Genomic DNA, 15,638 nt, shown 5'->3' on the forward strand with positions numbered 1-15,638 from the left:
TAGCTTATATCACCATAAATTCAATAGCGATGTTTAACCAAGTAGATTGTGGTTACAGACATAGAATGACATCTCAACATCATTAAAATTGTGAGTGTATTTATATAAAATCTTTTGCAGAGACGTGATTAATCGCTTCTCTTAGTTTTTATGGACATCCCAAAACAACTTTCACTTTTATTGGTTAGATATTCTGAGGCTCTATAAGCGATCTAGCGGCTAAATTGGGCACATTATAAAATTATAAAAGTTTGATAAAGTATGTCAACACTTGTGGTTAGCCAATATCACACAGAAGTAGAAAAAATTATCCAGTATGGCGGTTCACGTAAAGAAACATCGATTCGGGTTGCATTTCAAAACATATCGCTTTGCAGATTACAAAGAACAAATGATTGATTTACTACAAAGAGTCTGTACCATCAGTGTGGAAACAATGCAGATTATTCAACAGATTGAGTTGTAATCGATTCGTTCAAATAATTACCCTCACTTTGACGACTTTAGCAACCTCTCAGCAATGTTGTAGGTTGTTTTTGACAAAGTATATTTTAGTCGATATATTTTAATACTAAAAGTTCCTCCCACCCATGTACCATATAACTCGGTAATGATGGATGATTAATATTGATTAGTATGTTTATTTGTTCCGATCACCATGCAACAGGTATTTCCCGGAGAGGTATTCGCCAACACTGCGGATTTTGATACTGGTATTCGCCAACTGTTACCGCGATATGATGAGATGTTGGAGGTAATTGTCCGTTTTCTACCTTCCACAAGTCGGCGCATTTTAGAATTAGGTTGTGGTACAGGCGAACTTAGTCTCAAGATACTCAATCGCTTTCCAGATGCCCAAATAATTGCCTTAGATTACTCACCTCGAATGCTGCAATTTGCCCAAGAGAAAATCACAGCAGCTGGATATCAACAACGCTGGACTGGTATACAAGCAGATTTTGGCAACTGGACAAATAATCCAGAGAAGTTGGATATTGGTAGCGAATTTGATGCTTGTGTCTCATCTTTGGCAATTCACCATCTCCATGATGAGATGAAGTTGAAGTTATTTGAGCGAATTGCTGCTAACCTCACTCAAGACGGCTGTTTTTGGAATGCAGATCCTACTTTACCAGAATCACCAGCCTTAGCAGAAGTTTACAAGGCGGCACGAGACGAATGGGCAGTTGAACAAGGAATTAATTTGACAGAGATTCGCGCTAAACGTGCCACCAGCACTACTGAAGGTTACTCTAGTCAAGACCAGCTAGCTAGCTTAGATAGTCATTTACAAATGTTGAGCAAAGCTGGATTTAAGACAGTTGCAGTACCTTGGAAATATTATGGTCTGGCGGTGTTTGGTGGCTGTTTGTGAAAATTTGCGGTTTTGGATGCCTATATTTGAGATTCCCCTATCTCCAATGGGTATTTATCGCATTAACAGCTTGATAGTAACAAAACAGCAATAAATAATATCATTTCTGTTGATAAGAACTAATATATAAACTCATTAGGTCTGTAAAGGAGGTCCTGTTAACTCACACAAGGGTTTTGCCTGAAACTTGCCGTAATTAAGCTGGCTTCGTGTTTTTATACAATATTTCCCTATCAGAAGTACCTATGAGGGTACCATCAATCCTGTACAGACCTATCCGAAAATACAGAGTAGAAAATTTATTTCAGAAAAAACCAGGGACAGGCGATTTGGATTCGTTTTTCTGCTCCTTTCTCCAGTGGAGTTAAAGCCACTGTTTGCCATCACTTAGTTTCAAAAGGAGAATATCTTGGATGGCTCGAAATAAAAAGAAATCAGCCGGGTTTAAGTATGAGCATCCACTTGTCTCTAGATGCCCTATTTGTTGTATTATCCCGCCCCACATGCTGGAAAATGTCGTAGTGAACGGCAATCCTGAGCAGCGGAGTTGGGCTTTTCATACATTAAATGTTTCAGCACAGCTTCGCGGACGCAGAGATGTTATAGGTACTATCTCCTTTGCTCCTTCACCAGGTGAGAAGCGCCGCACCATCTACGATGCCAAAAATGGGCAGCAACTACCTGGCACATTGGTGCGTGCTGAAGGAGACCCACCAAGCAGTGATCCCGCAATAAATGAAGCTTACGATGCTGCTGGTGCTACTTATGACTTATTTCATGAAATATTTGATCGCAATTCCATTGACGACAAAGGACTACGTTTAGACTCCACCGTGCATTATGGCGTTAAATATGACAACGCCTTTTGGAACGGCGACCAAATGGTTTATGGTGATGGCGACGGAGAAATGTTTCAGCGCTTCACGAAATCAATTGATGTGATTGGGCATGAGTTAGCTCATGGGATAACTCAGTATGAAGCCGGTTTACAGTATTATGGCGAACCAGGGGCACTAAATGAATCGTTTTCTGATGTCTTTGGTTCGTTGGTGAAACAAAAGACCAAAAATCAGACTGCACAAGAGGCAGACTGGCTGATTGGTGAAGGTCTTTTAGTCCCGACTGTCAAAGGTGTTGCCCTCCGCTCAATGAAAGCACCAGGAACAGCTTATGACGATCCTGTACTGGGTAAAGATCCCCAACCGGGTCATGTAAAAGATAAATATACAGGTGTTGAAGATAATGCTGGGGTACATATCAACTCAGGAATCCCTAACCATGCCTTTTATTTAGCAGCTGTTGAGATTGGTGGCTATGCCTGGGAAAAAGCTGGCAAAATATGGTATGTAGGTTTACGCGATCGCTTGCGTGCCAAAGCAGATTTTAAAAAAGCTGCTAACGTCACCATTCAAGTTGCTGGCGAACTCTACGGTAATGATAGTAATGAGCAAAAAGCTGTGCGAAATGCTTGGCAAAAGGTAGGAGTTATCTAGGAGTTAGGAGTGATAAGTGAGGAGTTAGGAATAAATAAATGTTTAACATCTTCCACTGCCTCATTCAGTACTCAGGGCTGATTAATCTGTTGTTGTTGTTAAACTGGGAGGTGAGAACTATTATCTCCCAGTCTTAGTATGTATTCCAACTAAATAACACAACGGAGAGCAAAAAAATGCGGGTATCATTTGAACGCACGGGCGGCTTTGCTGGGATTACCAAGAAAACAACCGTTGATACAGATACTCTCCCGCCACATGAAGCTGCCACACTTCCCCAGCTAGTGGAAGTTGCTGATTTATTTAGGCTACCGGAACGAATTACTTCGCCAAATCCTCAGAGCGATCGCTTCCAGTATAAGTTAACAGTAGAAGATAACGGCAAGCAGCATACAGTGACTGTCAGTGAGTCAGCATTGCCAGGAACCTTAAGACCCTTAATTGAATGGCTACAGAATATAGCACAGAAAAGGTGAAAAGTAAAAAGAATTACTTATAAGTCTCTGACGCTATAGAATATCTCCTCAATAGTCGAAATTGTGGCAAAGTGATAGTAACTTAAATCGTAATTATGAATTAAATAATTCATTTTTATTAGTTACTCTCAGAGTTGAGTTCGTTGATTTCTCTGCACTTAGCCTCTGCGGCTTGATATGCTGCCAGATAATCTTGACCACCCAACATTACATCACCGTAATATTCATAAGGTGGATCGCCATAAATTGGTAATGGATCGTCTTCTGGATAATCTTCTTTTGATTCTTCAATGATGGCTTTCAGCTTTTTAACAGTCAGACTATGTGCTGCAAAATACCAGATTTCTTGGGGATTTTTGTTCAGGTGAGGTAATGTGGGATCGATAATGCGAACATCAGAGGTGTCGTCTAGCTCAATCCAACTGTGTTCAATCGGTCTATACGGCTTCCCAGCAAAAGCTAAAAATCCCTGAATATACTTTGCTCCCTCAGTGGATAATGCTGCTTTATAAGCATTATCAAACGGAGTGCTAGCTCTGCTGTTTATCTGCTCAGCAATTTTGATTGACAGCGTTTCATCCAATAGTTTGTTCATTAATAGCAAGGATTAGAGCAGCCATAAAAACATATTACCACTGCTACTTACCATTTTGCTTGGGCATTGGGAATTGGTTATTCACTAATGACAAATGACAAATGACAAACTCTACTTTGTGCTAATCACCATCTGTAAATTTCTTAACAAGTCGCTTGAGGTGTAGGGCTTAGACAAAAGGGTTTTAACACTATTACCAAGGTTTTTAACCATTGCATGATTGGAGGCTAATCCACTAACACCAATAATTTTGATATCTGGATTAATTTTTTTCAATACATTGATAGTTGTTGGCCCATCCATAGATGGCATCATCATATCAACCAATACCACACTAATTTCTTGTTGATATTTTGTATATAGTGCGATCGCATCAATACCATCACTAGCTACTAAAACTTTATAGGCATTTTGTTCTAACCAGGTTTGAGTAACCTCTCGAATTGAATCTTCATCATCAACAACGAGAATTAATTCTCCATGCCCTGCTGGTAATTCCTGATATCTAGCTAATTTATTATCTGCTTCGATTATCTGCATTACGGGTAAGCAAACTTGAAACTCTGTACCTTTGCCCACTTCACTAACTACATTTACAAAACCGTTGTGGCTTTTGATAATGCCAAGAACTGTTGAAAGACCAAGCCCTGTGCCTTTACCCACTTCTTTTGTTGTGAAAAATGGCTCAAAAATTCTATCTACTATTTCTCTTTTAATTCCCGTACCTGTATCACTCACAGTAATCATCACATAAGAACCTGCCTTAGCATCAATATTCATCCGGGCATAGTGGCTATCAACCCAGAAATTCTTCGCAGAAATCTTTAGGATACCGCCATGAGGCATAGCATCACGAGCATTAATGCAGAGGTTCATTAGCACTTGGTGTAGCTGAGTAGCATCACCAAAGACATTCCACAGATTTTGCCCAGGAACATCAATGTGGACTTCAATAGCTCTGGAAAATGTTTGCTTAACAATATTTTCAATTTCTAAAATTGAATTCTGTACCTGTAAGGTTTTAAAGTTACCTACAGAGCCGCGTGAAAACCACAGCACTTGTTTAACTAAATCTGCTGCACGTTTAATATTTGTTTCCATAATTGTTAGCCATTTCTGACTTGTTTCATCTGGCAGCTTTGCCTCTAAAAGTTGTACTGTCATCATCATCGGTGTCAGTGCATTGTTGAGGTCATGGGCGATTCCACTTGCTAAAGTGCCAAGACTCTCCATCCGCTGGGCCCGGAGAAACTGCGCTTCGAGTTGCTTTTTCTCTGTAATGTCGGAGTTGACAATCAGGACGGATTTGGCTTGCCCCTCATCATCATTTACCAGTGTCCAGCGACTAGCAACGATGATTTCTTTGCGTTGTTTTGTGACTTGATGTAATTCACCTTGCCACGAACCACTCTCAGCTAAAGTTTCCTGGATGTTTTTCAATTGGCAAAAACTTTGCTTTTGATAAAAAAGCTGATTGGCATTCTTGCCCATTACTTCTTCTGCCATCCAACCATAAAGATGTTCAGCTCCTTTATTCCAAAATTGAATTTGGTTAATTAAATTTTGAACGATAATCGCGTCTGTGGTGATGTTAAGCAAAGCAGCTTGCTCACGGATTTTATGTTCTGCATCTTTGTGCTGGCGTAGCGCAGCTTGCTGTTCAGTAATATCAATTACAAAGCCCGCCATCCGAGCAACTTTACCTGTAGAATCTAAAAAGATATAGCCGTTGTTCTCAACTGTGATATATATGCCATCTTTACGACATACGCGAAATTCAAGATGGAATCGCTCTTTTGTGGATAAAACGCGGTTAATCTCTTTGTGAAAGAAGTTGCGATCGTCAGGATGAACCAATTCTAGCCAGCGGTTCAAACCTCCCAACATCTCAGGCATAGAGTAACCTAATATTCGCTCTACATTGCCACCATATTTAATCTCATTGGTATGTAAGTGCCAGTCATAGAGAATCTGACCACTTGCTTGAATTAGTGCTTGATAGCGATTGTTCCACTCATCTAATGCATGTGAATGACATCGTAGTTTTTCCTCTACCCGCAGGCGCTCCAAGATTTCAGTCTCTAAACGTTTATTTTGCTCTGTGAGTTGTTTTGTGAGATTTCGTAAACGTAAATGGGTGTTTACCCTAGCTAAAACCTCTTGATAATCTAAAGGTTTGGTAATGTAATCTACTGCGCCAAGATTCAAACCTTTGACTTTATCTACCTTGTCACTCATGGCAGTTATAAATATTACGGGAATATCTTGAGTGGCTGGATTTGTTTTCAAAAGTCTACAAGTCTCAAAACCGTCGATTCCTGGCATTAATATATCCAGCAAAATCAGGTCAGGTGAAGCATAAGGTGCCATATTAATGGCACTTTGTCCATCTTCAGCTACTAAAACTTGAAAGCTGTAATACTCTAAAAAATCAAATAATACTTGTAGATTAACAGGAGTATCATCGACTATTAAAATAACAGGCTTTTCATTTTTATTAAAATTCATGCTTGCCTCTTATTAAATTTTAAAAAATTATCGAATTTATTTGCCTTTAAAATAAAACCTTTGACAAGTTGATGAACATGTGTGACAGATAGCACCTTATCATCTACTTGTTGGAATGAGAAAAAAAATTTTGCTATTTAGACTAGACTATCTCTTGGCTGATTTGGTATATCATATTTTCTGCTAGTTTTTTTAGATATGCACAAATTTTGGACTTGAAATTAAAAAGATTTAATTAAAAGTTAACTATTTCCACAGAATGGGTATATATCAATACGGTTGGGTTAAGAAAAGCGCAAACCAACAAAGCCCCGGAAATATTGGGTTTTGTTCCTCAAACGCCGCTTGCTTCTCCTAGAAGGAATCAAATAGGATTGCTATACATACCTCATTTTTATTAGAAAAAGCTATATAGCGATCGCACTTTTATTCTTTTCCCAAAAACAAATAAATATATATATGGAAAAGTTAAGGGCGCACAGCTAGCTGCACGCCCTTACTATGTTTATTTATAAAAAATCTATGGGGTTGTGGAGGGATCGAGTTTTATCCGAGCCGTTTTGGGGCGACAGGGACTTCCCCAACAAACCTGCCCAGAAGGCATATTAGTAAAAACACTACTACGAGCGCCAATTACAGCATTAGCCCCGATTTGCACTCCTGGGCCAATAAAACAATCTGCCGCTACCCATGTACCATTTTCAATGGTGATACTTGCTGTTTTCAACCCAAAGGCAGGATCTTGGAGATCGTGAGTACCAGTACACAAGTAACTTTTTTGGGAAACTACGCAATGTTCGCCGATATGGATCTGGTCGAGGCTATATAAAACCACGTTATCTCCAATCCAACTGTAGTTGCCAATGGTGACTTTCCAGGGGTAGGTAAAGCGGGCTGTAGGTCGAATTAATACACCTTTGCCGATACGAGCGCCAAATAATCGCAGCAAAGCACAACGCAGAATATTTAACGGTTGAGGAGTTAGAGGAAAAGCGATCGCTTGCACAAACCACCATAATAAAACATACCAACTTGGACGCCCCCGGTCAAACCAAGATTGGTCATATTTGCGTAAATCTACGAAAGGTTGGTCATTAGTCATTATCAGGAATCAATGGTCAATAGCTTTGCTTCTGCTTCTCTGCTTCCCTGCTCCCCTGCTCCCTCCTTCGGCGTAGTTGCAGTATTTAAGTGACCACCACAGTTGCGTAATTCGTAAAGCTTAACGCCAATCTGATATTCATATTGACTCAGTAAACGAGCATAGATATATCCCGCTTTGCCATCTAAAAAACCGCGTTGAATTATATAAAACAAAACAAAACGCAAAATCGGTTTAAATGGTAGGTGTACCCACGCTTTTTTCAAAAATCTTTTGCGTTGTACGGCATCACCAAATAGATTAGCGCCGATAGTACCGCTATCATCTTTACCTGTAAGAATATTAAAATAAACCCTGGCTTCCCAGTTGGAATATCTATTGTGCCGTTCTAACCAGTGGTAAAGGTCGCGGAAGTCTTCGTGGAGCATATCATTTTTGAGATACCCAACTTTCCCTTGCAAAATCACGTGTTCGTGAACTTCGTTATCACCAGTATTAGGAATATCTTCTGTATTGAGATTTTCGTAGCGACCTTTTTTATGTTGAAATAAACGTAGATTCCAATCAGGATATTTCCCGCCATAACGAATCCATTTTCCTAAGAAAAATACGCGACGGTTGAGATAATAACCTGTATATTCCTCGTTTTTAATTGCTTGCTCAATTTCTTCCCAAAGTTCGGGGGTAATGCGCTCATCACAATCTACAATTAGTACCCATTCGTTGCGAAAAGGCAAATTATCTAAAGACCAATTTTTCTTTTTAGGCCAGCGTCCATTGAAGTTGAATTGTACGACATTTACACCGTAACTTTTAGCAATCTCAATGCTGTTGTCGGTACTTTGAGAATCTACTACAAATATTTCATCTGCTCTGCTGAGGCTAGTAAGGCAAGCAGGCAAGTTAGCTTGTTCGTTTTTTGCCGGAATTAGTACTGAAACTGGTATTTTAGATGACATATTGAGTAAAAATTATGTTACTGGTTATTTCTTATTTGATGTAGATAAAAGACCTTGAATAGCAGCATTTAAGTAACCAATCTGACCGTAAGCATACACCAGTTTGTCAAACCGTTCTGCTGGATCGGAGAAATACTGTAAAGCCTTATACAAGCCTCGCACAAACCGTTCGCTACCTCGCTGTAATTGAGCGATCCCAGCTTTACCAGCGAGTTGTTCTCGATAACATTCACTGATACCCTGCCACCAGCCCCGGTTTAAAAACCAGGAGCGTTGGAGGCGTTCTGGGGCTACATTGTGAGCGACGAGTGCTTCGGGAAGATAAGCAACTTGCCAACCACGCTGTAGAGCAAATTCGGTCATTTGCAGTTCTTCGTTAGATAATAAATTTTTACCCACTCGACCGAGATGGGGATCGAAACCGCCAATTTCTTCGAGGAAACTGCGGCGGATAGAGTAATTTAAGCCTCTGGGTGTTAAGCCAGGTTGCTCAATGTAGATGTTACCGTCACCTAAATCGTATGCACCCAGATTTGCAGCTAGTCCCGGAGATAGCCACCGTGGTTGTTGAATTCCTGTGGGCCAGAGGAGAGTGACTTTGCCGCCTGCGATCGCTAGCTTAGAATTATTGTAATAGGCAGAATATAAAACTTGTAACCAGCCCTTACTGGCAACGGCATCATCATCTAGATAAGCAAGAATATCACCACTGGCTACCTTTGCACCCGTGTTGCGGGCGACAGATAAACCAATGGTGGGTTCAAAAACATACTTCAGGCGCGGATTGTGGCTTCTTTGTTCTACAACCTCACGAGTGCGATCGCTAGATCCATTATCAACTATCACAATTTCAAAGTCAGCAGCAAAATCCTGATCTAAAAGACTATCAATTGCAGCCCCTAAATAGGTATCTCGATTGTGGGTACAGATAATGGCAGAGATTTGGATGTCTGGCATAGATTGAATTTTGGATTTGAGATTTGGGACTTCGGCTCCTTTCGACTTCTCTACGAGACGCTATGCGAACGCTCAAGGCAAGTCGCTCAGTCGAACGATTTTAGATTAAAATCTAAATCCAACGCTATAACTGCTGAGAGTTAATCTAAACCAAAAGTTACCGACCTACCAACCGAGTTTATTCGGAAATAATCTTTAAAACTTTACGTTTGTTGAATATGACTGTGTAAAACTACAAGAGTTTGCGCCAGTTGACTAAGGCGGGTTTCCAAAGATTGCTTGCGCCCTAGCAGTTGACGTAACTTTTGGTAACGAGCGATCGCCATACTAACATTGGGAACCTGATCCGGTGGGCATGGACGCGACCAAACTTTACCAGTATCGTCTACACCACAGAGGCGATAGCCAGTAATAGATGATTGATAAGATACTTTTCCACCAGTGGCACAAATTTCTTCTACGTAGTTCATCAGGCGGTCAACTTCTGCATGGCGCAGTGTCGCAGTTCCTCCTGGTTCTGGTTCGGGGGGATTGGATTCTAACCAGCCATTGACAATTGGCCCTTCTAAGTAAATATCCTGAATCTGTTTCAAAATATTTTGCAATTCTGTTTGCCAACCAGCAACAGTTTCCTGAATTTCTTGCAATAGATTCATCGCCAATGCTGGATTCGCTCCGTGGCGATGGCTACTAAAGGTCGGAGTTTTCAACTTGGGTAGGCTGGGTGTTTTGTTACCATTCTCTTCTGCTTGAAAGGTCTGCACAGATTCATGGTGAGGAAAGAAATTTTGGTCAGAAGGAGAATAATTTTCAGTATTTACGCTTAAGTCAACTGTTTGTCCTTGTGACTTTACTTCCTCATCCTGAGAGGATGGAATTTGTGTACTTTCTGTAGGTTCGTTAGCTCCGACGCTGATTCTAAAGGAGAAAGGCCGTTTTGTTGTCGAATCAGTTGTTTCGGCAGTAGAGGCAGTGCCGCGATTGCCTAAATCGTGTAGAGTTGCTTCAATGCGTTTTAAGCCTGCGTTCATAAAAACATCCTAAAGTTTGCTGTCCCCAGTAGTATTGAATAATTAAGAATGGGGTAGTTGGGATTTTTGGCTTTTGCCAGTTGTAACATCTAATGATGATGGTGCTAATTTTATCCCTTAAAAGTTATTTGAAACCAAAAATCTCACCCATGAAGTAAAAAAATGTGGTGAAATTTATTCATCGGGGCTGCCTCCTGTCTCTCTTGTTAAAATACTCAATGAAGAGTTCTGAGTTCTAAGTGCTGTTAGCGGAAGCGGGGCGTTTAGCCCGTGCTGAGTTGAAAGACCGCCCACAAGGGGCGGGGCTTTTACCGTAGTGCGGAAGTACTGAGTACTTCTGAAATTTACTCAGCACTCAGCACTCAGCACTCAGCACTGAGTGGGTAAAAAACTTTGGGTAAAATTATCTTAGTAACAGGGCCAGCACGATCTGGTAAAAGTGAATGGGCAGAAACTTTAGCTATGCAGTCAGGAAAAGCAGTTGTTTATATAGCAACAGCCACCGATAACCCAGATGACCAAGAGTGGCACCAACGCATTTTAGAACACCAACAACGTCGTCCCCAAGATTGGGTAACTTTATCTGTACCTGTAGAACTGTCTGCTACCCTCGCTGATGCCAAACCCCATACTTGCCTCTTAGTTGATTCTTTAGGGACTTGGGTTGCTAATCTCCTAGAAGAGGATGAATCTAGCTGGGAAAATACCCTTGCAGAGTTTTTGGAGACGGTGGAATTGGTTGCTGCTGATATGCTGTTTGTAGCAGAAGAAGTGGGTTGGGGTGTGATACCAGCTTATCCCCTTGGAAGGATGTTCCGCGATCGCCTCGGTTCTTTAGTACGCCAGCTAGCTTCACTCAGTGAAACTGTTTATTTAGTGACTAGTGGTCATGTTCTCAATCTCAGCATCCTTGGTTCGCCATTGCCAAATAAAGGAGATGCTGGAACATTCAGAAGTCAAGATTCTTAACTCTTGATTCAAATCAATCCCAAATCTGAAATTTAACAATCTAGAATTGTAATATGGCAACCAAACAAGAAGTAAGAAAATACCTTGCCTACTGGTTTCAGTTAGGTAAGAGAGTGATTACGGGCAACGGTGAGGCAAGCTTTTTGCCCCAATCGGTGCTAAATGGCGATCGCTATAGTGAAGAATTTGAAGAATGCTGGCAAAAAATTATTTCATCGCAATCGGGTGATTGTTACCTTGAGGGTACACATGAAACTATTGCTGAATTGTTGACGCCAACATGGAATATGCTACCTTGCAGCCGATGCAGTATGCCAGTAGTTGCGCGAAACGTCGGGATGCCGGCGTTGTTATGTCCCTGCAATGATTTACCTAACTGGCCGAATACTGAATTGCCAGCACCACGAGAGCCAATTAAAACTCAAAACCAACTCCAAACAATTCGCGATCGGCTTGTAAAGAATATTACATAAAAAAATTGCTATGGGACTTCCAAATAAAAAAATATCCCACAATTAACAGTCAGCAACTTCAAACGGGATAATTTATTTTTTGGAGTTCCCTATAAAACCAATTGCAACTTCAACGGCTGTCGAAAAACCCATCTGCTCAATTTCTCAAAAATGCAGGTCTAAAACTCTTCCCACCAGGATAGAGTTAAGACCTATGTATTTTTTAGTTGCAGTAGGTTCGTTGGGGCAGGGTAGAATCTAATACAAAGGGATTATCATTACCTTGGGGTGTTTTAGCGATCGCATGACTGCGTGCTACCTCACCAGCATCAATTGGATCGTCTGCTTGCCACTTACAGAGAGTGTCCTTTTGTGCTTCAAAGAAGCTTGCATTCGCCAGTTCTGGATAGACTGTGCGGAAATAGAAAATTACCCGAGCAATATCTCCTTTCTTCGCCTCTCGTGGTTCAAAGAATCCCCGTCTGAATTCACTGTATTTGTCAATATCCTGCGGACTTGGTTGGAAACTTAGCTCATCATCATCGAGATACCAAGACATAGTTTGATTATCAGGAATATCTCCAAATGGAAAGTTGGCGCGATCGCTGTTAATTTCTATACGTGAAGCAAAGAGGTTATGCAAATCGCTTTTTGCTGGGCCTTCAGCTCCCATACTCTGCGGCCAGACGTGTTCAGCATTGATTCTGTGTCGTGCTGCTTCCTCTCTGGGTTTATCTGAATTTGGGTCGAGCGGAACACTGTAACCAGCGTAGATGTCCGTTACTGTACCGCCTTGGTTATCTATTTTGGTGTAGAGCAAATCACGGGCACTACCATATCCGAGGCTAGCACGAGGGGAGTAAAGGCTGTCTAGTTTTTCCAGTAAATCGTCTCCTGTAACACCAGAAAGAATTGTGCCTGGTGTAACTGGTGGTTCAGGACTGCTAACTGGGACTGATGGAATGGGAGTAGTTTCACCAATCGCTGGTAGAGTAAATCGAGCAATCACAGGGTCATGATCGCTGACTACTCCAGAAATCCCTGCGTTAACGTGAACAGCATTGATCTCAGGATTTCCATTGTTAAACAAATTTGGGGTAATCAGGATTTGGTCAATTTGTTCCTTATTCCCTTGAAAGACATAAGAGAAGCGGTCATCTTGAGGAATTTTGTTTACCAAATTTTTCAGCTGATTTCCTTCAAGGATTTTAATCGGCTGGGAGTCTGGAGTATCGTTTAGATCGCCAAGGACGATAATATTTGCATTTGGGTCAGTAGTTAAGCGATTTTCGACAAATTTGTTAACAATTGTTGCCTGCTGTATCCGTTTTGGGTTGGAAGCTGCTCCTCCACTTTTAGAAGCAAAGTGATTGTTTATTAGGGTGATGGGAATATCGTTGAAAGTAAATTCACCCACTAAAGGTTTGCGACTTTTTAAAAAAGCTGGATCGTCCGCAAAGCGTTCAAGCTTTTGTAGCTTAACTCGTTGAGGATTGAACAAAAAGCCTACCCGAATATTGCCACCTGGTTGGCCTCCATCAAGTCCGTTCTGAGGAGGAATTTCCCGATATTCATAGGCTGGGCCTCCTACAGATTGGATAGAACTGATTAGAGTGTCAGCAGTCAGAGTAGCATCAACTACAGAACTTAACTCAGCTCCATCATTGTCTTGTACTTCTTGCAAAGCAAGAATATCTGGTTTTTCAAGATTAGTAACAATCTGGTTTGCCAAAGCTGTAAACTTACCGTTTCTCACATCATCATCGACGTTTCTGGGCGACCTATCATCAACCTTAGAGACGTTTTCCTTTTTAGGATCGAGGTTTTCGACGTTAAAGGTGGTAATCGTTAATTGCGTAGGACTCCCTACCAAAGATGTAACTTGTACAGCATGAGCGATTCCTGAAGGAAGCCAGAATGCAAGAAAAACGATAAAGCACAGTGTATGCAAGACTTTTCGGAAAGAACTCATGAACATTCTCCTTAATTGCAAATAGAGACTTAACTCAGTTGGAGCGCCATTCCGAAGATATGAGAAGCAAAGAAATTGAAGTTTTTCTAAAGCCATTTGACTAAGAAAAACAATCTATCTGTTTCAGTCCAAAATCAACTATTGAGTGCAAGCTTATGTTTGTATTAAGAGATGTACTTCGATTCCCAAGAAGAAGTCATAACACAACCAATAATACAGCAGTCATTTGGTATTTATCAACTTATTATCTAGTCACTTGCAGATACTAAATTGTGATCGTAACTAGTAACAAATGCTCCATGCTCCTCAAGACTGCTGGGGAATCTTACTTCTTTACTCAAAACTGGAAACAGGCTAAATGCCCTGCTAACGAAACTCGGAACTGTTTTGCCCCATGCCCAATGCTCAAATTCCTAAATATTTTGCTCAATAACCGTGCCACTATAGAAAATAGAGCTGCAAATTGAGCAATAGGAAGACTAAAGAACACTGTGCAGATAACATTCTTAGGGACGAGTTCCGGTGTACCCACGCGATCGCGCAATGTTTCCAGTGTCGCTCTGAGATTACCCCAAAGGGCAGAACTGTGGTTATTTGACTGTGGCGAAGGTACTCAGCATCAAATTATGCGGAGTGAACTGAAAATCAGTCAACTCTCCCGAATTTTTATCACCCACATGCACGGCGACCACATCTTTGGCTTGATGGGACTTCTTGCTACTTGCGGCTTGGCTGGCAATGTGGAACGAATTGATATCTATGGGCCACCTGGATTAAATGATTACATTCAATCCGCCTCACGTTATTCTTACACGCATTTTTCTTACCCGATCAAAGTTCACGCCATCCGTCCAGGGATAATTTATGAAGACAATGACTTCACCGTTAGCTGCGGTAATTTGCATCATCGAATTACAGCTTTCGGCTACCGCGTAGCCGAAAAAGACCGAGCCGGACGCTTTGATGTGGAAAAAGCCAAGGCATTGCAAATTCCTCCTGGTCGGGTTTACGGTCAACTCAAGCGGGGTGAAACAGTTACCCTTACAGACGGACGGGTGATTGATGGCACCCAATTGTGCGGCCCTACAGAAATTGGTCGAAAGATTGCCTATTGTACAGATACAATTTATTGTGATGGTGCAGTGGAATTAGCTGATGATGTCGATGTATTAATTCACGAAGCAACCTTTGCCCATCAAGATGCAGATATGGCTTTCCAGCGGTTGCATTCCACAACCACAATGGCAGCGCAAACAGCTTTAGCTGCTGGCGCGCATCGACTGATTATGAGTCATTTTAGTCCTCGCTATGCTCCCGGAAATACCTTGGAGTTAAAGGATCTTCTTAAGGAAGCTCGTGCTATTTTCCCCCGTACTGATATGGCTTACGATTTTATGATTCATGAAGTACCCAGACGGCGGGAAATAGAGTTAACCAAGGTAGGCGTTTAAATTTTGGACTTTCCTGTGTAACGCTACGCGTAGCTTCCCTGGAAGGGTACGGCTACGCTCAGTCTAACGATTTTAGATTTTAGATTTCCTATTGAACGCTTCTAATCTAAAATCTAAAATTAACCAAGTTCTATCTTATATTTTAATAGTCGCAATCATAAGATCAAGCAAATAAACAGTAGCTTTATTTTTCGAGTAAGTAAACTATTTAACCAACAATTTACGGTTAACTAGATGTATCAAGAATATACAAATACTATGGTTTAAATATTTTTATCAATGTGTTTTTTCTATTACA

At 41.1% G+C, this 15,638-nt stretch carries 14 protein-coding genes; 7 read left to right on the forward strand and 7 right to left on the reverse strand.

What is annotated here, in order from left to right:
• The first annotated feature begins 316 nt into the window (after window positions 1–316).
• The 4 genes from RMY27_RS01115 (at window position 317) to RMY27_RS01130 (ending at window position 3,344) form a co-directional block, all read left to right on the forward strand.
• Window positions 317–466, forward strand: a complete 150-nt coding sequence (locus tag RMY27_RS01115; RefSeq protein ID WP_322659684.1) for a hypothetical protein — start codon at window positions 317–319, stop codon at window positions 464–466.
• Between the two features lie 192 nt (window positions 467–658).
• Window positions 659–1,375, forward strand: coding sequence for a class I SAM-dependent methyltransferase (locus RMY27_RS01120; RefSeq protein WP_322659686.1), 717 nt, complete (start codon window positions 659–661; stop codon window positions 1,373–1,375).
• Between the two features lie 413 nt (window positions 1,376–1,788).
• Window positions 1,789–2,868, forward strand: coding sequence for a M4 family metallopeptidase (locus RMY27_RS01125; RefSeq protein WP_322659688.1), 1,080 nt, complete (start codon window positions 1,789–1,791; stop codon window positions 2,866–2,868).
• Between the two features lie 176 nt (window positions 2,869–3,044).
• Complete coding sequence (locus RMY27_RS01130) at window positions 3,045–3,344, forward strand: protealysin inhibitor emfourin (protein WP_322659690.1); 300 nt, start codon at window positions 3,045–3,047, stop codon at window positions 3,342–3,344.
• 118 nt (window positions 3,345–3,462) lie between these two features.
• Here RMY27_RS01130 and RMY27_RS01135 read toward each other — a convergent pair whose 3' ends face one another.
• The 6 genes from RMY27_RS01135 to RMY27_RS01160 form a co-directional block, all read right to left on the reverse strand.
• On the reverse strand, window positions 3,463–3,939 hold the full coding sequence (locus tag RMY27_RS01135; protein WP_322659692.1) for a hypothetical protein: 477 nt from the start codon (window positions 3,937–3,939) through the stop codon (window positions 3,463–3,465).
• Window positions 3,940–4,050: 111 nt separating this feature from the next.
• Window positions 4,051–6,447, reverse strand: a complete 2,397-nt coding sequence (locus tag RMY27_RS01140; RefSeq protein ID WP_322659694.1) for a response regulator — start codon at window positions 6,445–6,447, stop codon at window positions 4,051–4,053.
• Between the two features lie 520 nt (window positions 6,448–6,967).
• Window positions 6,968–7,549, reverse strand: a complete 582-nt coding sequence (gene hpsU / locus RMY27_RS01145; protein WP_322659696.1) for a hormogonium polysaccharide biosynthesis acetyltransferase HpsU — start codon at window positions 7,547–7,549, stop codon at window positions 6,968–6,970.
• 2 nt (window positions 7,550–7,551) lie between these two features.
• A complete protein-coding gene (locus RMY27_RS01150) occupies window positions 7,552–8,508 on the reverse strand; it encodes a glycosyltransferase family 2 protein (protein WP_322659698.1) in 957 nt (318 codons plus the stop codon).
• 24 nt (window positions 8,509–8,532) lie between these two features.
• The gene (locus RMY27_RS01155; protein ID WP_322659700.1) at window positions 8,533–9,465 is read right to left on the reverse strand and encodes a glycosyltransferase family A protein; all 933 of its coding nucleotides are present in this window, start codon (window positions 9,463–9,465) and stop codon (window positions 8,533–8,535) included.
• A 203-nt stretch (window positions 9,466–9,668) separates the two neighbouring features.
• Window positions 9,669–10,496 (reverse strand): hypothetical protein, encoded by an 828-nt coding sequence (locus RMY27_RS01160; protein ID WP_322659702.1) that lies wholly within the window; start codon window positions 10,494–10,496, stop codon window positions 9,669–9,671.
• Window positions 10,497–10,889: 393 nt separating this feature from the next.
• On the opposite strand from RMY27_RS01160, the gene cobU reads away from it, so the two are divergent.
• Window positions 10,890–11,465, forward strand: a complete 576-nt coding sequence (gene cobU, locus RMY27_RS01165; protein WP_322659704.1) for a bifunctional adenosylcobinamide kinase/adenosylcobinamide-phosphate guanylyltransferase — start codon at window positions 10,890–10,892, stop codon at window positions 11,463–11,465.
• 53 nt (window positions 11,466–11,518) lie between these two features.
• Window positions 11,519–11,938, forward strand: coding sequence for a hypothetical protein (locus RMY27_RS01170; RefSeq protein ID WP_322659706.1), 420 nt, complete (start codon window positions 11,519–11,521; stop codon window positions 11,936–11,938).
• Window positions 11,939–12,140: 202 nt separating this feature from the next.
• Here the strand turns inward: RMY27_RS01170 and RMY27_RS01175 are convergent, their stop codons facing one another.
• Window positions 12,141–13,889: an endonuclease gene (locus tag RMY27_RS01175; RefSeq protein ID WP_322659708.1), complete on the reverse strand. Its 1,749-nt coding sequence runs from the start codon at window positions 13,887–13,889 to the stop codon at window positions 12,141–12,143.
• A 491-nt stretch (window positions 13,890–14,380) separates the two neighbouring features.
• Here RMY27_RS01175 and RMY27_RS01180 point away from each other — a divergent pair, with 491 nt between their 5' ends.
• Window positions 14,381–15,340: a ribonuclease Z gene (locus tag RMY27_RS01180; protein WP_322659710.1), complete on the forward strand. Its 960-nt coding sequence runs from the start codon at window positions 14,381–14,383 to the stop codon at window positions 15,338–15,340.
• The last annotated feature ends 298 nt before the right edge of the window (window positions 15,341–15,638 follow it).

It is taken from the genome of Nostoc sp. DedQUE09, assembly GCF_034530915.1.
In the GTDB taxonomy this organism is placed as follows: domain Bacteria; phylum Cyanobacteriota; class Cyanobacteriia; order Cyanobacteriales; family Nostocaceae; genus Nostoc.